Origin of the sequence: Nostoc sp. (assembly GCF_036919575.1) — a bacterium.
GTDB lineage: Bacteria > Cyanobacteriota > Cyanobacteriia > Cyanobacteriales > Nostocaceae > Nostoc.
In genome coordinates this window covers 131,919-152,632 of the sequence record NZ_JBALBY010000082.1, presented here as the reverse complement: position 1 = coordinate 152,632, position 20,714 = coordinate 131,919, and the positions used below count along the sequence as shown (strand labels likewise).

Sequence of the window (20,714 nt, the reverse complement as noted above, 5' to 3'; positions counted from 1 at the left end):
TGATTAATAACATGATTAAATTTTGGGAAGAGCAGCACAGGTTAATGGTTGCTGCACCTGAGTAGAAGGTTTATCTACAACTAACTCAATTTTGCCTTGGGCATTGCGATGCCAGGAAGTAGCTTGGACAAGAACCTCAGGAGATTCAGGGATTTGGGCTGTAACTTCCCCGGTTTTGCGATATGCAGAGATGTCGCGGATGTCAGACCAAGTGCGTAGGTGTAGCCCGTCGTAGACATCGCTCTTCACTTCTTGTGTTGGATTTTGGGGTATTCCACCCCGCCCCGTCGCTACAAAGCGGCTGCCTTCACCGTCCGCGCAGCCTGTAGCAATTTGCTGCGATGGGTCGGTGACATTTGCTGGTAGTTCCACTAAGCCGGAATTTGGATCAACACCAATAGTATTAACTTGAACAGTGCCACTCACTCCAAATTGGGAACTGGCGGTGATGTCGCTTTCTCTTGTGAGGCGATCGCGGTATTTGAGTCCGAACAAGCCTTGGGTGGTGATGTTGATGTTACCGCCTTTACCTTGAAAAGCATTGGCAATAATGTCACTGTTTTCTAAGCCCAGAATAATGGGTGAATTGATCAGAATGTTGCCACCGTTACCCGTGCCACCTGCGGTTGCAGTCACGTTGCTACCATGACGCATAACTAAGGTATTAACTTGCAGATTAACATTGCCACCCTCACCGGATTTAGTAGCCGCTGTGATGCTGCCAGCGCGATCGAGGACAATGCTTTCGGCATTAACGTAAAGATTGCCCGCATTGCCAATCCCCTGATGCTCCACCCCCACCGTGCCACGATCTGTAATCTGCAAGCGTGAGGTGTTGATGGTCAGGTCACCTACCGTGCCTGTAGGAAAAGGTGGTAATCCAAACTGCTGTCGGAAGGCATTTGGGCGGATCTCAGCATTGGTCACAAGCCTGCTGGAGACACCCGATTGAGTACCCACACCACTGACTTCAATGGAGTCAGAAACGTTAACAACTAAATTGCCTGAATTACCACTGGCAACGGTGGAATTACCTACAATTGCACCATCCTGCACGTTGAGTCTGCGGGTGCTGACCGTAATTTGACCTGCATTCCCTGAGCTACCTGCACTCGCCACAATCCCACTGGAACTCAGATTTAATGGGTTCTCTCCGCTCAGTTCGATGGATTTAGTGGCGTTAATGTTGCTATTGCCACCCGCCCCTATGCCAGTGCTGGTAACTACTATGATACCACCCGCCTGCACCCTCAATGTCCCAGTTGAGACTTGAATATCCCCTGCCCGTCCAGAACCAAAGGTGTTTGTAGTCAGCGCACTCGCAGTAGTACCAATTGGCGAAAACCCAATCAGATCAAGTGAATCTGCTGCTGTGACAAAGATGCTCCCCCCAGTTCCTGCACCAAAGTTCCGTGAGGCGAGAGTTCCCCCATCCAAGAATTGCACTCGTGGTGCAGACACGACCAAATCGCCTCCTACACCAGTCCCAGCATTATCGGAACGTAAAAAGTTTTGGGCAAAGCCAAAAGTCCCCACTCCCCGCATCTCCAACAACTCACTGGCATTGATGACAATATCCCCAATTTCCTTATTTCCCTGGTTCACCAATAAAGCCCCAGAACCGCCTGTCAAGCTAATATTCCGACCTTGAAAGTGGATGGAACCGGAAGGGGCACCACTGGCATTAGCTAGAGCTTGGTTGGACAATTGGATATCGCCAAACTGCTGGATATTGGCATAGTCAAACTTGCCAGTAGAGAGATTTAGATTCACCGTTCCGGTACTGGCGCTACCCAGTTCGATCTGTCCAGAAGGTGCCTGTAAGACACCACCATCTAGGGTGATGCTTCCTCCTATTAATGCCAGGGTATTGCCTGTGGTGACGCTTAAGCCCGTGGGAGTCTTACCCAGCTTTATAGGAGTGAATCCGGCAATCAAACGATGTCCCGTGTTTTGGACAGTAATCCCCCCTGGGTTTTGCCCCAATTGTAAACCAATCGGCACACTTATTGTCAACAACGGTGTCGCAGTCGGATTGAGGGCACTAAATTCCGTCCCATCACTAAACTTAATACTATTCGCCGTGGTTCCCACAAAAGACCCGCCAATATTCAAGCGGGCATTTGCCCCAAACAGAATCCCCGCAGGATTCATCAAAAACAAACTTACCGCGTTATTACTATTAAGCGTGCTAATTAACCCATCAATATTGGAAACATTTCCACCTGTAACCCGACTGAATATAGTTGTAATATTTGGTGTATTAATTAAATCGAATCTCGCCCAAGCACCCGTAGGGACAGAGAAATTATTGAAGCTGTGAAATAAATTATTACCTTTTTCAATCCCATTAAGAATTGTGAAATTATTACCGTTTGGGTTGACAATGGTGTTTGTAGTAGCATCCGATGTCACCTGTGCGATCGCACAGCGACTCCAAAGGAGTATCGCAGGTAACACCATCCCGTAAGTCCAAAAGCCTGTTGTAAGTGTAGATAGAAAAGCGTAGGCGTAGCCCGCACTTCGACCCTTCGACAAGCTCAGGGCATCGCAAAGCTCTGTTACCATCGTAGACATCGCTCTCATACCAAAAACTTCCTTTAACTGATTTCAAGTTAGAGTTCCCGAAATTGCATGATTAATAACATGATTAAAGAAGTCGGAAGTCGGAAGTCGTTCGTCTGAAGCGATGCCCTGAGCGTAGCCGTTGGGTCGGAAGTCGGAAGTCGGAAGCGATGCCCTGAGCTTTGTCGTTCGCGCAGCGTCTCGAAGAGTTGGGTACAGTTTTGTAAGGGGGATAAAGACAAGAAATAACAAAACTTGCTTTTTTATTGAACCGGGGGACTTAAACCAAACCGTTCTAGTTAAATTTTGCGAAGAGCAGCACAGGTTAATGGTTGTTGCACCTGAGTAGAAGGTTTATCTGCAAATAACTCAATTTTCCCCTGGGCGTTTCGTCGCCAACCTGTGGCTTGGACAAGAACCTCTGGAGATTCAGTCATACACTTTTCACTAGATCATTCCCAATGCCCAATGCCCTAAATCATTGAAGCTGTTTGTTTAGTACTGGCGGGTTCAACAGGCAATGGTTGAGCGGCTTTCAATACCGCATCCAGCAACCCTGGAAACAGCACCTCTAAATCTTCACGCCGCAGTATGTTAATGCGATGTGTCCCGGATTTCCGTGTCAAGACTATCCCCGACTGCCGCAAAATCTTGAAGTGATTGGACATGGTAGACTTAGCGATCGCAAAATCAAACCTCGCACAGCATTGTTCCCCCTCAGTCGCCAACAGCCGCACAATCTCCAGCCGCACTGGGTCGCCCAATGCATACAGCACTCCCGGTAAAGAAATATTTTTTCGATCTGGATGATAAAGAAATCTCATAGTTGCATTATCTCATCAAGTGGCATATATTTTTATTATTCGATATTATCGAATTATAGAATTATTTAGGAAGGCAATATATGTCATCCATTACAAATGTGACAGAAGCCACATTCAAGCAAGAAGTCTTAGAAAGTGAGATTCCGGTCTTAGTAGACTTTTGGGCACCGTGGTGCGGCCCTTGCCGGATGGTGGGTCCAGTCGTCGATGAAGTTGCTGTTGAATACGAAGGACAGGTGAAATTTGTGAAGCTGAACACGGATCAAAATCCGACTGTCGCCAGCCACTATGGAATTCGTAGTATTCCGACGCTGATGGTTTTTAAGGGAGGTCGGCAGGTCGATACTGTCGTTGGGGCAGTCCCAAAAACTACCTTGAATAAGACCTTAGCACAGCATCTTTAATTGAAGAGAGAGACGCGATTAATCGCGTCTCTACTGGGGAGTGGGGAGAGACTTTTTCAATAATTCTTCTTTGTCCCCCTTCTCCCCCAGTCCTAGAGCATTCTGTTTCAGTAACGGGGAAAGAGGGAAATGGACTTGAAATTGCATGGTAAATCCGCGCTGGTGAGTGGCTCAACCGCAGGTATTGGTTTGGCGATCGCCCTTGGGCTAGCTCAAGAGGGTGCATCAGTGATTGTCAACGGTCGGTCCCAAGAACGAGTCGCCCAAGCGATCGCTAAAATTAAGCAAAGTACACCCGACGCGAAAGTTTCTGGTGTGGTTGCTGACGCAGGCACTGCATCAGGAGTAGAACAACTCGTTCAAAAAGTTCCTCACGTTGATATTCTCATCAACAATGTAGGTATTTATGAGCCAAAAACCTTCTTCGATATTACTGATGAAGACTGGTTAAACATATTTGAGGTTAACGTCCTCAGTGGAGTCCGTTTGAGCCGGCAATATCTGCAAAAGCAGCTAGACCAAAACTGGGGACGGATAATTTTTATCTCCAGCGAATCTGCCATTCAGATCCCAGTGGAAATGATTCACTACGGCACAACTAAGACAGCGCAACTAGCCATTGCACGAGGTCTAGCAGAAATCACAGTTGGGACTGGAGTCACAGTAAACTCCGTCCTACCAGGGCCAACCCGATCAGAAGGAGTTGAAGACTTTATCACCAAGTTGGCGCAAGAACGCGGTATTAGTGCAGATCAAGTTGAGGGTGAGTTTTTCCAAAATGTGCGTCCAACTTCCCTAATTAAACGCTTTGCAACTAATGAAGAAGTAGCAGCGATCGTAGTTTACCTTTCTAGTCCCGTAGCATCAGCAACTAATGGTGCAGCTTTGCGGGTAGATGGTGGCGTTATTCGGTCAATTGTTTAGTATTTGAACCACACACATCTGTTGTAAGGGCACACCAATGCTCATAGGTGGAATGGCACTAAGAAAAGCCTAAAGGCTTGTGTCGCCTCGTTCCCAGTCTTAAGACTGGGAATCTATTCTGAGAGGCTCTGCCTCTGGTCAAGCCACTGGAGGCGGAGCCTCCCAGAATGGGTTCCCAGCCTAGAGGCTTGTTCCAGTCAGGGCAAGGGCTGTATCTTAACTTAGTGCCATTCGTTCATGGGTGTACAACTTAAGGTGAAAGCCAGTCTAGAACAAGTGATTAGAGATGATCTCTTATCTTGTTCTCTTATCTCGTTCCCAGTCTCAGACTGGGAATGCCCCTCCTTGAGGCTCCGCCTCCGTAACTCGCGGCAGAGCCGCAATTGAAGAGCATTTCCACTCTGAGGCTGGAAACGAGGTTTGAAAAGGGTTTTACCTTAAGTTGACACCAATGAGCTTTTTCTGTACCCCTACCGCGTGGTCTATTTAATCCCAGATGTGGGGTTGCGAATTTTGAATTTTGAATTGGAGTAAAGCGACATGACTACTGATATCAACTTATTCTCTCCTTACAAATTAGGGAATCTGGAATTACCTAACCGGATAGTAATGGCACCCTTAACCCGAAATAGGGCAAGTGAGGGAAACGTCCCATATCAACTTAATGCTACCTACTACGCCCAACGTGCTTCCGCCGGACTGATTATTTCTGAAGCAACACAAGTAACTCCTGAAGGACAGGGTTATCCCGCTACACCAGGAATTCATTCACCAGAACAGGTGGAGGGATGGAAGTTAGTAACCGATGCTGTGCATCAGCAGGGAGGGAGAATTTTTCTGCAACTATGGCACGTAGGCAGGATTTCTCACCCCGACTTCCAACCGAATGGAGTTTTACCTGTGGCACCTTCTGCTATTGCTCCTAAAGGTGAAGCTTCAACTTTTGAGGGGCCAAAACCCTTTGTTACTCCCCGTGCTTTAGAAACTTCGGAAATACCGCAGATAGTCGAACAGTATCGTCAAGGAGCGACAAATGCCCTAGCAGCTGGGTTTGATGGCGTGGAAATTCACGCAGCTAATGGTTATTTAATAGATCAGTTTCTGCGCGATCGCACCAATCAACGTACAGATAAATATGGCGCTTCGATTGAAAATCGCGCCCGATTCCTGTTAGAGGTGACAGAGGCGATAACTAATGTGTGGGATTCTAACCGAGTCGGAGTACGTCTTTCTCCCAGTGGGGCTTTTAACGATATAGGTGACTCCAATCCCCTGGAGACATTCGGTTATGCGGCTCAAGCATTGAACCAGTTTAATTTGGCATATCTGCATATTTATGAGGCAACAGAGGCAGACATTAGACATGGTGGGATAATTGTACCTACTAGTCATATACGCGATCGCTTTACAGGTACACTGATCGTCAATGGTGGTTATACCCGTGAAAAAGGCGATGCTGTACTGGCAAACAAAGCAGCAGATTTAGTTGCCTTTGGCACATTATTTATCTCAAATCCCGATTTACCCCGACGCTTGGCTCTCAATGCACCACTGAATCCGCCAAACCAAGCAAGCTTTTATGGTGGCGGTGAAAAAGGATATACAGACTATCCATTTTGGTCGGCTGCTAACGAGCCGGTAGCTAAGGCGTAATTCGTAATTCGTAATTCGTAATTCGTAATTATGAATTATCAAAAAGATGGGTCTAAAACCCCGTCATCAAGGACGGCTTTAAGTTTTGTGGCAATGAGTCTTTATCCCCGTTACAAAACTATACCCAACTCTTAGAGACGCTGCGCGAACGACAAAGCTCAGGGCATCGCTTCAGACGAACGACTTCTTTAATTGGTCATAGCTCAACTATCAGGAGAATCTCATGAGTTCCATCACCCAAACTCAACCTTTAGATGTACCCAGTGCGATCGCTAAACGCCGTGCAATCAAAACTTTTAAAACAGACCCCATCGCCCCAGAACTGCTCAAGCAACTGGTAGAGTTAACCGTGGCTGCACCCAGCAGTTATAATCTCCAGGACTGGCAAATTATTCTTGTGCAAGATCAGGCGCAAAAGGCCGCACTATCAGCAGCATCTTTTAATCAACAGCAAATTGTCCAAGCACCTGTAACCTTTGTCTTTGCTGCCGATCCGAACGCCGGCGAACAAAACTTCACTTCAATTCTAGAGCAGGGACTTCAGACTGGAGCATGGAATGAAGGCACTGTCAACTACTTTAAAAGCGCCGTCCCGCAATTTCAAGCTGGGCTGGGCGACAAGCGACGCGAATATGCCATCAAAGATGCCATCATTGCCGCTACCCATTTAGTATTGGCGGCAGAAAGTCTGGGATTATCCACTTGTTTTATGAATGGTTGGATTGAGGATCAGGTAAAGGAAGTAATTGGTGCTGGGGATAATCCAGATTTAGCGATCGCTGTTTTAGTTCCTGTTGGCTATGCAGCAGAATCACGCTTAAATCCAGGTCGTTTGCCATTTTCCTCCAACGTCTCTGTAGACAGAATTGGTAATCCTTATGCAGGGTAGTTCTCCCTAAATTGGGCATTGGGCTGAAGCAAGAGGTAAAAGAGTGGAGTTCTGAGCCTCGTTAATGGAGTTAAAAGACTCATTGACGAAGCTCTGAGGTTCATCGGCGAAACTCTGAGGTTCATCGGCGAAGTTCTGAGGTTCATTGACAAAGCTCTGAGGTTCATTGACAAAGCTCTGAGGTTCATTGACAAAGCTCTACTAAATTCAGGGAAACTTTCACATCTAGTTCTGACGAATTGGTATTCAAAGTTTTTTTGAGAATACGATTTGCCAGCAAAGACTTGAGTTGAGGTTCTAAACGCTTTGCTAGAAATAACCTCTAAACCAATCTGTTAAAAACATTTACATCGACTTCCTTATGGCTAATAGCATTGATTTCACAATAATTCCCTTACCTAATGCTATCAAATTAAAACTTGAATTTTTGGATGATGTAAATTTAGTCTTGTCCAGTTCAGGAATTTATTTAGATTTTGACCATGATTTGCAGTTAAATTTAGAGAAACTTTTTAGCATTCATAGTACAGTTCCATACATGAATGTGGCGCTTGATAGAATCATTGTTGAAATATTTGGTAAACCTGAAATTAGAATATCTGCACCAAAATATAAAACTTATAAAAGTTATCAAGAAGTTGAAATCAGCTTTAAAGGATTACTAAATAACCAAGATATTGAATTAGTTTTTGGCAAGCAAACCACATTAAAATATAAATTAAAGGAGGATTTTATTTTTAGTAAGCTAGCAAGTAAACTTCCTATTATCAACGATTTAAAATTAAGCAACGCAGAGCTAATTATCACTGATATTGAACATTTTTTTATCCATTCAAAATTAGGTTGTATTAACTTAAGCAGAGGATTCAACTTTATTGGAAATATTGATTTCAATAATCTCCAGACAAATTTCAGCAGTTTTATTCATCGAAGCTTAGGAATTGGGTGCTTAGGAGCGATAATTAACTTTAATCCGGCAGGACAGGTTAGCTTAACAGGTAATATTGCAGGCGATATTCAGCTATTTTCCCAGCAACAATTTAAGGCTACTTTTAATAATTTGCTCATAGGGTTAAATATTGGGGCTGATTTAGAGCCAAACTTCGGATTAACTGGAAATTTGATTCTTCAAGGCTACGATCCCACCCAAGAAAAAGAACCTAAGCTATTTCTCTCTGGTAGTCTCTCTCTCGAACCCGAATCTTTAACAGCATACTTTTCTCAACAAGGTGAAAAATCTTGGTTGAATCCCTATGGATTGGTAGGAACTGAACTTCGCAATATCAGGTTTCAAGGAGGCGGAACGTATTTACCTCCTTACTTCGATAACTTTGGCTTCATTGGTGATTTGAAATGGGAAAAAACAGACCTTGAGGTAGCTTTTCTGATGGACACTAATGATCCTGAAAGATTAGCTTTAATTTTAAATCCCAAACAAGCGGTTAGCTTAATAGATTTGTGGCGGGGTCCAGTCGCTTCCTTTCTTAGCAAACAAGTAGGTTATTCAACCGATTTAGTTAAGAAAGCACTAGGGCTTTTAGAAAGCTTAGTAAACTTAAATATCGAATCAATTGATGGGGATGGAGACGGAAAAATCAATCCTTTAATTAAGTATGTTCCTTTTCCGACAATAATTGCGGCTCAAGCGATATCAGAAGGTTTAGAAATTAATGGCAAAATTAATGCTTGGGGGCATGAGGCAATCTTAATCCTTCAAGGAGATAAAACTTTTAATAATATCTCTGGTTCATTAAAAGTTCTGGAAATTGATTTAGGATTTCTGAAAATTAAGGGAACGGATGACGATAGTTTAGATTTATCTTTAAAGGTAACGCCTAGTGAGCAGTATCTTCAGGGAGATGGTTATCTAGAAATTCTTAACAACGAAATTGCGAATGTTGAATTTAAAATTACCCCTACCAATACTACCTTTAAAAACTTTGATCTGAGTTTAGGCAATCTATTGAGTATTGATGTTGATGCCCTGAGTCTCGATATAAAATCTGGTAGCGGTAGTGGTTTAGGAACAATTTCAGTTTTTGGAAATACCCTAGCAGGCATTATGTTTGATGTTACTCAAAATAGTGTCAATCTGAGGAATGTTCGGCTGAGTTTAGCAGGTTTCTTGACTTTCACTATTCCAAACCTCACAGTTAATTTGAAGAATCAAAGCGCAACAGGAACAGCAAATATTATTGCTTTTAATCAATCCTTGGGTAGCGGCACTTTATCATTTAACACTCATAACGTTTCAATTAATAATGTAGCTATTAATTTAGGCAATGTTATAAAGCTCAATGTTCCTAGTTTTAAACTTGATTTAACTAATAAAAAGGTTTTTGGTTTAGGCGATGTTACTCTCTTAGGCAAACAATTCACCGCGTTAGGTATCAGCCTAAACGAGAGCGGATTTCAAGCTACAAGTAATTTCAATTTTGGCATTTTAGCTTTCAACGGCGCTACAGTCACTCTGAGTAAAGGAACTAACGGTAATATCAATAATTCTGCCAGTATTGCCGGAAGCCTCAAGTTTTTAGGCTACACCTTTGCCAATATCACGGCTAGCGTTAATAGCAGCAAATTAATTGCATCGGGTAGTTTTAATTTTGGTGGTATTTTAATACTTAAAGGAGCAAATGATCGAAGAAATGCGACAATAACGCTTAACAGACCAAAAAACGGACTGTACAATTGGGTTAGTATTATGGGTAGCTTTTATGTGTTGGGTCAAGAGTTAACATCACTCACTATCCACCATAATAATAGTACTTTAAAAATTTTAGGTATGCACATTATCAGAAAGCCCAACCATTCAAAAGGAATACATAAGTAAGTAGGACTTACGCACTTTACAAATTGAGCATCATGTGTATATCAAGCTTATTAAGATAAAAGTCTTGCCCTGCCTCGTTCCTGGGCTGCTGCCTTGTAACGAGATGTGAGGCATATTTGGTTATGTCTGTCAATGCGTAACTCCTAGTAAGGTAAAAACGACTTAAATTCAAGTTAGAGTTAGTCTTAGTGGCACTAAACTAGTAGTCTGTCAAGCTTAAATTGATGGGTAGTGCGAGCATCTTGCTCGCGTCGTGAGCGAGACGCTCACACTACCAACCCGTCAAAATGAATTTGACAGACCACTAGGTTAGCACAATAAATTTTGCAATATCTAAGCTTTTTTAAGCTCTCTATCCATAAAATTAATATTATTCATATTAATATTGTAAATTAATTTCAAGAAGTATACTACCAAAATACGGTATTATAAAAATTTACACAGACTTAATATGTTACCTAGATTTTTAAGTTAATATTACAAGAAGGCAAAAAGTATTAATTGATTTTTATACCAGCAATTCTCTGATTTTTATTGCTTATTAGAAACTCTGATCTATTAATTTCAATAACTTGATAATTCTCTGTTATAAATATAGAGTAGATGCTAGCTATCATATCTGCCAAATCTACTTTAGATAATATCAGGAATTGCAAATTGAAAAATGATTTAGGAACTGTTTTAACAATTAAACATAATCTTCTATCATTTACGTGCCATACACCAGTAAATTTATTACCCGTGATCAATTCGCTGGGTTTAGATAAAAGAAACGTTTGAATTCTAGTTTGCTCATAAGTCATATTATCTTTAAATTCGATAGAATTTTTTTCCCAATTTGTATTAAAACGCCATTTTCCAAAAAGCAAAATTTCTATTTCTGTATCAGATAAATTCATATTATTCATTGGTTTTCTCCCCTATTATTAAATAATGTGCGATTGACTCATGGTAAAGTTTCATGACAAGTTTTGGCACGAGTAAAAAATAAATGCATCTGCCATACTAGCCAAGATCCAACTCGCCAAGCTGCCATTGACAAGGCGGCTGTAGATGAATGTGGGGATATGTCTAATATATTTTGGTCATAATGTAACCATTTAACTGGTAGATGTCCCATCGGTGTCATCGGGGATAATTTAAAAGTTAGTTGGTCGTAATTTAACCAGTTTCCCTCTTTTCGCCAACCCAGGCGATCGCCAAGTCTTTTTTCTGTTTCATAATCTATTTGACCGCCTATTTCGTTCCAAATACTTTGCTGAACACTAAAGCCAAAGTAACCATGACTGTATTGTTGCCAAAGTCGATCAATTTTATGAAAAGCTTGACATGAAAAGTTAAGAATATCTTCTTTATAAACTTCATTCCAATCATTCTTGCCCATGACTTGTAGCATTAATTTAGTTGTTTCAATATCAGCTTCTTGCCACTTGTACTGTGTAAGAAGGTCTTGCAATTTACTGTAATCAATATTGCAATTAGTTTTAAATTCTGTGGGAAACTCAATATCATTATTAGGTTGTTCCGCCAATTCTATTTTCTCGATAAAAAGTTGAGAATAATCAGAAACAGATATTGTTTCTTCTATCCCTAGCACTTTCTTTTGAGCAACCAGTTGAGTAGACATATAATTAGATATTAGGTAAATCGCTTGATTTAAAGTTATCTCATCTTTACTTAGATCAAAGTCATGAACCTGCAAATCTAATAATTTTGACTGAAAAAAAGCATCTTGCAGTCTATACTTTTTATCATAACTTGCCACTAATAAATTGAGGATGTCATGAGACATCGTACTAGTATCTTGTATCGTTAATAAATTAACTTGAGAATTTAGAGTACTACTTGCTAAATTTTGAATTTCTCCTACAATTGCGTAAAAATCTGCATCTACTTTTACTACATCATCTATTAAAGATTGAAACGGACTAAAGTAATCTTGTAGAGACTTTTCTAGATTAATTGCTGTTTCAGCTATTTTTGCGATTTCTTGACGAATTTTTGTAGCTCTGACTTGGTATTCATAAATTTCTTGATACACCTCTATATCTTTAAGTATTTTCTGAATAGCTTGCTTTTGATTTTTGATATCTTCCGCTAAATTTTTAATTCCTTCACTGAGTAGCTTTACTTTTTCTAATATTAAAAAGTTAGTATTACTTAATAGCAAAATAGATTTTAAATTTTCTTCTTCTTCCCATTTTAACTTCTCAATGATTTGAGAATCTTTATTATTCTTTATCTCTAGCTTACTTCTTTCTTCATTTACTTTTCTAATTTCATAATATTTTTGGTTAAATAGATTTTTCCAGTCATCTATAAATTTTAATAGAAAATTTTGATAACTATTTTTATAATTTTCTAAAAAATCCAAAAGTTGAGTATAATCTGAAATTAATGATTTAACCTCTGCTAAAGTTTCTCCTTGACTAATTTCTTTTTTCCATTTAATTATTCCCCAAAAATAAGAATGATATTTAGTACCTTCTTTAATTAAGCTTTGGCATTTTCTAATTTTTCGTTGAACTTTTTTTAGGTTTGGATTTTTTAAGGTAGGAAAATTGTAATATTTTTCATAAATCGTAATAGATTTATAAGTAACTAATTGTTTTTGCTTTCTAGTTAGCATCACTTATTTTGAAATATACAAATAGTTACTAAACTCTTATTCATTTCAACGCCTGAAGATTTTTGTGATTACATTAAGTCAAGATGTTCTTTTTAAAGCAGGCAAAATTATTTTACCGTAGCTGTTTTGCATAATTTTAATACCAGTATTTTCTCTCGTAATTCTACAAGCTGTATGCCGATTTTTTCTAGGACTCGCTTTGAACTTAAGCTGTTGCGTATTTAATTTGTATATTGGACGCGGGCAAGATGCCCGCACTACAATATTTTTGGGTTTTCGTGTTATACAATTTAGCTGCACATCAACTTATACTTATATTATCGCGATCGCATCCAATAGTCACACTTTGCACTGTGGGATAATTTTAACCATATAAGCTTAATCTATTACCCATTTCAATACCTCCGGGTTTTTGTTATAGCGGTAGGTTACACCATCCTTAGTAGTCACAGACTTTTGTTGACTAGCCTTGCTTCTGATAGTAGTAAGAGAATAGTCTGTTAATATCTGAAGCTCTTTATGAGAAAGTCCTATAATTGTGGCTATTGCTGCTGATTCTAGTTTTATTTTGAGTTCATTTTTCGGGTAAATATCTATCGTAATTTGCTCCTTTTGTGATGGGTTAACAGCAATTCCTTTTTGCAATTGATAATCTGGCATAGAAACAAGTTGCCAATTAGATCCTTGTGAAAGTTCTAACACCCATTGATGATAATTAAATAAGCTTTCTCTATGTCCAACACTGATAAAAGTTGTTTTCGTTGATTGTAACTGTTGATATAAATTACCTTCGTTATTTAAATCTAAAGCACTCGTTGCTTCATCTAAGATAGTGAAACTAGGATGTGTAATTAATAGCCGTGCAAAAGCGAGGCGTTGTTGTTCTCCTAATGACAATATATTTTCCCAAGGAACTTCTGTATCAAAGCCATCTACACGGGTAAGTAAGTGTTGCAGGTTAACTTGTTGCAAAATGTGTTCAAGTTCGCGATCGCTCATTTTCCTGTCTGTGTGAGGATAGAGCAATTGTTCGCGCAAAGTCCCTAAAATGATATAAGGCCGTTGCGGTAAAAATAATACTTCTTTTAGAGGAGGACGCACTAGACGACCAGTTCCCGCATTCCACAAACCAGCGATCGCTCTCAACAAAGAACTTTTACCCCTACCACTAGGGCCAACAATCAATAACCCTTCACCTGGCCCAACAGCTAGTGACAAGTTTTCGACGATTACCTGTTCATAGTTTGGCGTTTGTAAAGTGACATTCTCAAAAGCTAAACGTTCTTCTTCTATAATTTTAATAGTATTGACGTTCTCTGGTTGTTTACTAGCAGCCTCTAACGCATCTGAAAACTCTGCTAAACGCTTTACATAGCTAGAAAATCGTCCTGAAATTCCAAACTCGGCTATTAATTCTCCTAGAGCATTAGAAAACATAAAGCAAGCAAAACTAGCTTGGTTAATTTGTCCATAATCAATTTGATCCTGAAGAAATAAAGGTGTAAGAATAAACATCGAGAATACGCTAATGGCAGACTGATATGCTCTGCCAAAAGCGTCTTGTCCCCTCTCCAAATTCAGCCTGCGTTCAGCAGTTTTTAAAACATTATTAAATCTGCGTTTAATTATATTTAATTCTTCATTTTCTCCCTGAAAAAAAGCGATTGATTCAGCGTGATTACGAACATGAGTTAAGCAATAGGCAAAATCTGCTTTAAATGCAAGTTCTTCTTGGTTAACTTTATTTATTCCTTGATTCAAGTAAACAGCTATTAAATTACCTACAATTGTATAAATAACTAAATAAATTGCAATTTGTGAAGAAACTATCCAGAGAATGATTAAAGAACTTCCCATTTCTAAAGATTTTTCTAGTAAAGAAGATGAGAATCTCAAGCCAATACTAGTAATGGGTTCTATTTCTTGGGATAAGCGTTGATCTGGATTATCTATATCAGATTTAAAATTGATTTTATAATAAGCTTGATTGCTTAAATATTTTTCTAAAACATGAATATTTAGCCATTTGTACCAGTCAAGAATTATTTTTTTTCTGACATATCTCAAAAGAGTTACTAACAAGACCATCCCTACAATAATGAGACTGGACAGCCATAAAGTACTATTATATTTATCAAGGTCTCTCTGTTCAATAACAATATCAATTACATGGCGATTCCAGTAACTATTTGCAGCATTTGCACCGACAATTATAACTATTAATAATACTAAGAGAATGAGCATTCCCCATGAGCGAATTACATCTGAAAATGCTCTTCCTTCTGCTTTTGTTGGATACCAATAAGGTTGAGCAACTACTTTTACATCCTGACAAAATTGAATCAAGGCTAAAAAAGGATTTGTTGTATTTTGCTCACGCACAGATGGAGTTTGCATATTCTAAAAATGTAGCCGTTACTAATTACACTAGGAATAATGTAGCCGTTACTAATTACACTAGGAATTTTGAAATGACCTTTGAGAATCAAGTTAGACTCAGAGGCCATTTTTCCTTTTAGAGAATGTCTGAAAACTTTCTTTTATGGTGTTGTATTCGAGATTTCTAGATCCCCCTAAATTCCCCTTTTTAAGGAGGACTTTAATTAAATTTCCTCCCTTTTAAGGCTACGGTGTACACACAAGTTTGAAGTAGTTTAAAAAGCTGGTTTTTACCCCACCCTAACCCTCCCCTTGTAAAGGGGAGGGAACTAGATTTCTGGCTTCCCCCCTTTCTAAGGGGGGATTGAGGGGGGTAATTTGACTTGTGTGTACACCGTAGCCTTTTAAGGGGGAGCCAGCGCTGTGAGTGGGTTTCCCAACTTGTACCCCTACGGGGAAGCAAGCTACGCTGTCAGCGTTAACGCAGGGTAGCGACTGGCGTAAGGCTAGGGGGGATCAAATTGAATGCACTAGATCAATGGTTCGTCATCAACAATTTCGACTGTTCTCGGAAAAGGTCCTTGGTCAGGCTCAGTAACGACTACTGGGCTAATATGATGTTTCAGTTTGAGTTTTAACTCATCTGAAATGGGCAATTCTTGAATTTCTTTGAGAAGAAATCTGACAGATTCAGTTTTGCTACGTTCTGTATAGATGAGCTTGAGAACGTTTTCAATTCCAAATCCCGCTATATATTCCCCTAGAACGGCTACCAGCCCAAGCAAGCCTAAACCTCCTAAGAGACCTAAAGGCCCGCCCAGCGATGAAAGCATAGCGACAACGGCGGCGACATTACCCCCTGATGCAGCCGTTGCAATCACGAAAAGTATGCCAGGAAGCCCTAAACCGGAAATTTTTTTGACGAGTTCATCCATTGTACTTACCTACAATCCTTATAAAGTGAAAACATGACTAAGAGAGTCATTACTAATTTCTTTTGTGAAGAAATTAAAAATCTTACATCTTGCACCAGTTAGTTTGTGCAAGATATAAGAAATCTGATTTTAGCCCAACAAAAGACTACACAGATCATCGATTTGTTGACTTTTGTTAGATATTAGTCGATGGGCTATAGCTTGTAGCTGACGAGTATTTTGGAGTTTGGTATTATCTATTTCTTCTAGTTCACTATCTAACAATGTTTGAAAGCGATAATAAAAACTTTTAGCTTCTTGATCGCTAGGTTCAAACAACTGTTCTAATTCTCCAGCTACCACTTCACTACCACCGTCAAACACAATATTTAAAAGTGGTCTTCCCCATTGTAAGAGTCCCCAATTTTTGACTTCTTTATAAGGGTAGACACTCGTCAGCGAACCTGTACCTAAAGAAACTACTAAAATATCTTCTGTATTCAGGACTTTTTGTGCTTTTCGTTTACTACTAATTTGTGCTTCTAAAATAGCTAAATGGGCTGGATTATTAGCAAATACTCCACCATCGATTAAAGTATAGGCGATGCCGCTATTGTGGGGGTTTACAATCCGATGAGGAGCAAAATAAGTCGGAGTGGCACTAGTTGCCAATGCTGCATCTAGGAGCGAAAAACCGCCACATAACTTCTGAAAATTCTTAGATTCTATTTGCTGTTTTTCTAGTTTGTTTGTAAAAAATATCGGAATTCGCTGCTCGATATCGTAACTCGTTACAAAAACTTCTTTAAGATTATTTTCTAGAGGGGCGTTACCAAAATATTGCCTGAAAATTTCTGCTTTACTTTCGGAAGGATATTTTGGCTGGAGAAATATATCCTCTAATGGGCCAAGTAGCCTTTCAAACAACGGCTCATAAAATATTTCTACCCCATACTCAAGAAATAACTGTAGGAGATCCTCAGCAGTGTATTCAGCTACTGGCAAGTTATCAGATACATCGGAACTTAATCGGGGTTTCGTTAGTCCAAGTGCTAAAATTCCGCCACTGGAAGTGCCAGTAATTAAATCAAACAAACTGAATATAGGTTTTTGTGTCCGCTTTTCAATTTCTGCTAGGATTAATGCAGGAATAATGCCCCGAATACCGCCTCCATCAATGGAAAGTATTTTATATTTGGGACGGGCTTTTGTATTCATGGTTTCTGGCGATTCCTCCTGAGTTAATATTTGTGCTTGTTGGATATTGACGGGATCTTCAGTTTGGTCTGTTTTGGTTTCCTCGTCATGTGGACTGAGAGCGATCGCGCTTGGAATAATCTCGGATTCTTCGCTGTTTGTTTCTGTCTGTTGAATTTCCTTTGCTTGGTCTTCGTCGTTGCTTACTAACGATACCGTTGCTGCTAATAAATTTGTGGTTAGTGGTGAGATATTTTCTTCAAGAATAACTGCTGTCTCAGTTTGGATCTCTTCTTGAATATCTTCTTGATTGGATGATTCTGCTGCAAATGGAACTGGATTTGATGATTGTGCTGCGAATGGAATTTCTGCTAAAGTCCAAATAGGATTACCACGAAAATTTCCTTGATAGGACTTTCCAGTTTGGTTTTTGACAGTTGTACCTTGCCCTTCGTCTAATTTCCAGTAAGCCACTAATCCTTCTTCATCTCCGACTATTAGCCCACAACGATGAGTCTGGATTTGTGCTTGAGTACAGGGATAATTCCAAACGCTAATGTTTGCTAATTGTCCTTTGAAGTATACCTGTTTGTGTAACGTTGCTCCCAGAGTTACAGAACTTGTGGCTTTGTTTAAAGATGAACCTCTAAGAGAATCGTTATATTCACGATCGTCAAGGTATACACCTAGCTGACCACTATTAAAAACAATAGCAAAAAAGTGCCATTGTTCTATAGTTAATTCTCCTTGCCCAAAGGTTTTGATACCCTTGCTAACAGTTTCATCAATGTAGACATCTAGGTTTGCTGTTTCACTGATGCCGAATTCAAAATTATCGCTGTATCTCTCTGAAGAACGGGCAAAAAATACATTGCGTGTCCCGTAACTAGTAGATTTATTTGTTAGTTGATGTGGATTTATCCATCCTGAAACCGTAAAAGCTGAACTGCCTTGAGCGAAAACGCCACCAATATCATTTCTGCCAAAATCTATATAATCATTTACCCCATCAAATGTTAAAACTGGTTGTGTATTTACTAGGTTTATCACAAGGATTTAATCTCCAAATGTAAATAATTCATAATTTTAAATCAGGGATTTAATATCAATAAAGTTAATAAAAAAATCTCACTCAAAAGTTTCAAAGTGGTAGGTGATATAGATGCAGAATCTGCTACTTTCTTCGTAAGGATGCTACTGCAAAGTGTTTTTTAACTGAGTAGCTATAGGATAGATAGAGGACAAGAAAAATATGGAAGGCTGAATACTCTAATTTTTATTAGTCAGTAATACTTCTGCGATCGCCTGCGAAATGGGGTAGTGTGGTGAATATATCTCCATCCAAAAAAATTCCCCGACTGGGTTAACTTCGAGGAATACATGGCGACCATCGGGGGTGACAATAATATCAATTGCTCCATAGTTTAAGCCAAAATAAGCCATCAGTTTGAGCAGCTTTTTCTCAATATCTTCTGGCAAGTCGTAGGGTTGCCAATTTTTAACTAAGGCTCTCCCCTCTTTGCGCCAGTCGTAAGTAGATCCTTCTAAGCTTTGGGAATCTACTGCGGCAGTAAATACGCGGTGTCCGACAATAGTTGTCCGCAACTCCAGCGCCTTGGGTACATTTTCTTGAAAGGTCATCGGACAAAAACCCAGTCCTTCCATATTCTCCAGATCATCATTTGTAACTGGAGTGGTAAATACAACGTTTTCTCGCCCCTGCTGATCATAAATAGCAAAGGAAGAAAGCATTTTGGTAACTATACCTTGCTTACACTCTTGAGCAAATTGCTTGACTGCTTCTGGATTGTTTGAAGTCAGAGTACGTGGAGTTACAAGACCAACTTCTCGTGCAACTTGCAATTGTAGTTGTTTATTATTAGCCCGATCCACATTGGACATTTTATCAAAGTGGAATCCCTGAAGGCTGGCAATCATACCCCTGACTGTGACGCGACATTCGTTAATTGACGCATCTCTGTATTGCTTGTCCATTGAGTCGGGGATTTTTTGTCCGTAGCGCATCCGCCGATACCAAACTGAGGATACCTCACTCAAATCTAGTTTCTGTTCGCCATCAGTAATAATTACCCGTTCAGTATCGCTGGAGTAAATATCTAGCTTAACTTCGGTGGGATATCTGTCTGTGTCAAACCGAAATGCTTTTTCTCCTCTAGTCTCAATTTCTTTGATGACTAGAGGAATGCTTTCGTTGTCTTTACTAAACGTGACTATTAATACGGTCATAAAAAGTATGAACTATGAAGTATGTAGACACCTTTTGGGTGGCTTGCCGCAGGCTAGTATCAAATATTAAATTCTTGATCATTCTTTGTTTGAAGTAGGGCATCTGCGATCGCACTTGCAATGGGTAAGTTTAAATCCTTTTCCAGCATTCCCCACTCCCCCACAGGGTTGATTTCCAAAAAGACGTATTCGCCTGATGGTGTGACGATGAAATCTAACGCTCCAAACAACAGCCCAAATTTCCCCATAAAGGCTTTGAGACGACTAACTACTTCATCAGGAAGTTGGTGGTGTTGCCATGCGCCAACCTCAACACCTGGTTTACGCCAATCAACTTTGGCTGCTGCATACACATCTGCATTTAGCGCCCCCACAAATACATTACCATTCACATACACCACCCGTAATTCCTGTTGTTTTGGAATTTGCTCTTGAAAAACCATTGGGCAATAGCGCAGTGATTCGGCATCTTGTAAGTCTTCTTCCTTGACGGTGTTGGTGTACAGAAAAAACGAAGAGTTAGCTTCCATACTGCGGGAAAGAGCAGTTAAGAGCTTGCTTACCATTTTGCCCTTGACTTGCCCGAAAAACTCTCGTGCTGCTTGGGCTTTGTTGGTAACAAGAGTCTGGGGAATAACAAAACCTACTTCAGACGCAATTCGCAGTTGACGCAGCTTGTTACTTGCATAATCTATCCGCTCTAAATTATCTACCCACGTAGCTCCCTTGAGACTGTCCCAAAAACCATCTAAAGTTGCTTGTGATTCTCTAATGCAAGCTTCTCGGAACTTTGGCGCTAATTCTTGACTCAGTTGTGGTTCCCAAATACGGCGCATCCATACAGCCTGCACCTGCTCTGTGCTGATAGAGCGGTTGTTACATTCTATAGTGTGGTGGCTTTTAGACTTGTCAAAATGTGCTGTTAATTGCACTTCTAGAGGAAATTTATCAGTATCTAGACGAAATGGTTGCACCCCTTTTTTTGATAAGGCTTCTGCCACTCTATCTATTGTGAAGAAATCACCACTGTGGGTGATTAATAAAACAACATCACGAGACAGGTGCATAAAATATAGTTTTTTGATAATTTTAGGAGGTAGCTATTAACTAATAGCAACCAAATTGCTTTCTATATCCAAAAATCTTTGAAGAATTTAGGGGACTAGAAAAAGCAATCACCTCCATGTTATGAAAAAGGTAATATGAAAGCGGTCGCGTTTCTATGAGTAGTTTTCAGTTATTTAATAATTGCTACT

Annotated in this window: 15 protein-coding genes; 5 read left to right on the top strand and 10 right to left on the bottom strand. The window is 40.0% G+C overall.

What is annotated here, in order from left to right; translation table 11 throughout:
* Positions 1 to 15: 15 nt before the first annotated feature.
* The 3 genes from V7K27_RS21560 to V7K27_RS21550 all read right to left on the bottom strand — a co-directional run bounded on the left by V7K27_RS21560 (position 16) and on the right by V7K27_RS21550 (position 3,389).
* Positions 16 to 2,463: a two-partner secretion domain-containing protein gene (locus tag V7K27_RS21560; RefSeq protein ID WP_442947636.1), complete on the bottom strand. Its 2,448-nt coding sequence runs from the start codon at positions 2,461 to 2,463 to the stop codon at positions 16 to 18.
* Between the two features lie 401 nt (positions 2,464 to 2,864).
* Positions 2,865 to 3,002: a hypothetical protein gene (locus V7K27_RS21555; protein ID WP_334950118.1), complete on the bottom strand. Its 138-nt coding sequence runs from the start codon at positions 3,000 to 3,002 to the stop codon at positions 2,865 to 2,867.
* Positions 3,003 to 3,038: 36 nt separating this feature from the next.
* Positions 3,039 to 3,389, bottom strand: a complete 351-nt coding sequence (locus V7K27_RS21550; RefSeq protein WP_334950117.1) for an ArsR/SmtB family transcription factor — start codon at positions 3,387 to 3,389, stop codon at positions 3,039 to 3,041.
* Between the two features lie 80 nt (positions 3,390 to 3,469).
* On the opposite strand from V7K27_RS21550, the gene trxA reads away from it, so the two are divergent.
* The 5 genes from trxA to V7K27_RS21525 all read left to right on the top strand — a co-directional run bounded on the left by trxA (position 3,470) and on the right by V7K27_RS21525 (position 10,092).
* Positions 3,470 to 3,793, top strand: a complete 324-nt coding sequence (trxA, locus tag V7K27_RS21545; protein WP_292829099.1) for a thioredoxin — start codon at positions 3,470 to 3,472, stop codon at positions 3,791 to 3,793.
* 129 nt (positions 3,794 to 3,922) lie between these two features.
* A complete protein-coding gene (locus tag V7K27_RS21540; protein ID WP_334950116.1) occupies positions 3,923 to 4,717 on the top strand; it encodes an SDR family NAD(P)-dependent oxidoreductase in 795 nt (264 codons plus the stop codon).
* A 540-nt stretch (positions 4,718 to 5,257) separates the two neighbouring features.
* The gene (locus V7K27_RS21535; RefSeq protein WP_334950115.1) at positions 5,258 to 6,370 is read left to right on the top strand and encodes an alkene reductase; all 1,113 of its coding nucleotides are present in this window, start codon (positions 5,258 to 5,260) and stop codon (positions 6,368 to 6,370) included.
* 223 nt (positions 6,371 to 6,593) lie between these two features.
* Positions 6,594 to 7,259: a nitroreductase family protein gene (locus V7K27_RS21530; RefSeq protein WP_334950114.1), complete on the top strand. Its 666-nt coding sequence runs from the start codon at positions 6,594 to 6,596 to the stop codon at positions 7,257 to 7,259.
* A gap of 361 nt (positions 7,260 to 7,620) precedes the next feature.
* The gene (locus V7K27_RS21525) at positions 7,621 to 10,092 is read left to right on the top strand and encodes a hypothetical protein (RefSeq protein ID WP_334950113.1); all 2,472 of its coding nucleotides are present in this window, start codon (positions 7,621 to 7,623) and stop codon (positions 10,090 to 10,092) included.
* Positions 10,093 to 10,589: 497 nt separating this feature from the next.
* On the opposite strand, the gene V7K27_RS21520 is transcribed toward V7K27_RS21525, so the two are convergent.
* From V7K27_RS21520 to V7K27_RS21490, 7 genes are all read right to left on the bottom strand, one after another.
* The gene (locus V7K27_RS21520) at positions 10,590 to 11,000 is read right to left on the bottom strand and encodes a hypothetical protein (RefSeq protein ID WP_334950112.1); all 411 of its coding nucleotides are present in this window, start codon (positions 10,998 to 11,000) and stop codon (positions 10,590 to 10,592) included.
* 38 nt (positions 11,001 to 11,038) lie between these two features.
* Positions 11,039 to 12,721: a GUN4 domain-containing protein gene (locus V7K27_RS21515; protein WP_334950111.1), complete on the bottom strand. Its 1,683-nt coding sequence runs from the start codon at positions 12,719 to 12,721 to the stop codon at positions 11,039 to 11,041.
* 378 nt (positions 12,722 to 13,099) lie between these two features.
* The gene (locus V7K27_RS21510; RefSeq protein ID WP_334950110.1) at positions 13,100 to 15,118 is read right to left on the bottom strand and encodes an ABC transporter ATP-binding protein/permease; all 2,019 of its coding nucleotides are present in this window, start codon (positions 15,116 to 15,118) and stop codon (positions 13,100 to 13,102) included.
* Between the two features lie 512 nt (positions 15,119 to 15,630).
* Positions 15,631 to 16,035 carry a hypothetical protein gene (locus V7K27_RS21505; protein WP_334950109.1) on the bottom strand — a complete coding sequence of 135 codons (405 nt, stop codon included), beginning with the start codon at positions 16,033 to 16,035 and terminating at the stop codon, positions 15,631 to 15,633.
* 129 nt (positions 16,036 to 16,164) lie between these two features.
* On the bottom strand, positions 16,165 to 18,261 hold the full coding sequence (locus V7K27_RS21500; RefSeq protein WP_334950108.1) for a patatin-like phospholipase family protein: 2,097 nt from the start codon (positions 18,259 to 18,261) through the stop codon (positions 16,165 to 16,167).
* Between the two features lie 219 nt (positions 18,262 to 18,480).
* Positions 18,481 to 19,458, bottom strand: a complete 978-nt coding sequence (locus V7K27_RS21495) for an MvdD family ATP-grasp ribosomal peptide maturase (protein WP_334950107.1) — start codon at positions 19,456 to 19,458, stop codon at positions 18,481 to 18,483.
* Positions 19,459 to 19,517: 59 nt separating this feature from the next.
* Positions 19,518 to 20,525 (bottom strand): MvdC family ATP-grasp ribosomal peptide maturase, encoded by a 1,008-nt coding sequence (locus V7K27_RS21490; RefSeq protein ID WP_334950106.1) that lies wholly within the window; start codon positions 20,523 to 20,525, stop codon positions 19,518 to 19,520.
* Between the last annotated feature and the right edge of the window lie 189 nt (positions 20,526 to 20,714).

Coding starts and splice junctions, on each gene's coding strand:
- V7K27_RS21560 (WP_442947636.1), bottom strand. CDS start 2,463: ATGGTGTTACCTGCGATACTCCTTTGGAGTCGCTGTGCGATCGCACAG.
- V7K27_RS21555 (WP_334950118.1), bottom strand. CDS start 3,002: ATGACTGAATCTCCAGAGGTTCTTGTCCAAGCCACAGGTTGGCGACGA.
- V7K27_RS21550 (WP_334950117.1), bottom strand. CDS start 3,389: ATGAGATTTCTTTATCATCCAGATCGAAAAAATATTTCTTTACCGGGA.
- trxA (WP_292829099.1), top strand. CDS start 3,470: ATGTCATCCATTACAAATGTGACAGAAGCCACATTCAAGCAAGAAGTC.
- V7K27_RS21540 (WP_334950116.1), top strand. CDS start 3,923: ATGGACTTGAAATTGCATGGTAAATCCGCGCTGGTGAGTGGCTCAACC.
- V7K27_RS21535 (WP_334950115.1), top strand. CDS start 5,258: ATGACTACTGATATCAACTTATTCTCTCCTTACAAATTAGGGAATCTG.
- V7K27_RS21530 (WP_334950114.1), top strand. CDS start 6,594: ATGAGTTCCATCACCCAAACTCAACCTTTAGATGTACCCAGTGCGATC.
- V7K27_RS21525 (WP_334950113.1), top strand. CDS start 7,621: ATGGCTAATAGCATTGATTTCACAATAATTCCCTTACCTAATGCTATC.
- V7K27_RS21520 (WP_334950112.1), bottom strand. CDS start 11,000: ATGAATAATATGAATTTATCTGATACAGAAATAGAAATTTTGCTTTTT.
- V7K27_RS21515 (WP_334950111.1), bottom strand. CDS start 12,721: ATGCTAACTAGAAAGCAAAAACAATTAGTTACTTATAAATCTATTACG.
- V7K27_RS21510 (WP_334950110.1), bottom strand. CDS start 15,118: ATGCAAACTCCATCTGTGCGTGAGCAAAATACAACAAATCCTTTTTTA.
- V7K27_RS21505 (WP_334950109.1), bottom strand. CDS start 16,035: ATGGATGAACTCGTCAAAAAAATTTCCGGTTTAGGGCTTCCTGGCATA.
- V7K27_RS21495 (WP_334950107.1), bottom strand. CDS start 19,458: ATGACCGTATTAATAGTCACGTTTAGTAAAGACAACGAAAGCATTCCT.
- V7K27_RS21490 (WP_334950106.1), bottom strand. CDS start 20,525: ATGCACCTGTCTCGTGATGTTGTTTTATTAATCACCCACAGTGGTGAT.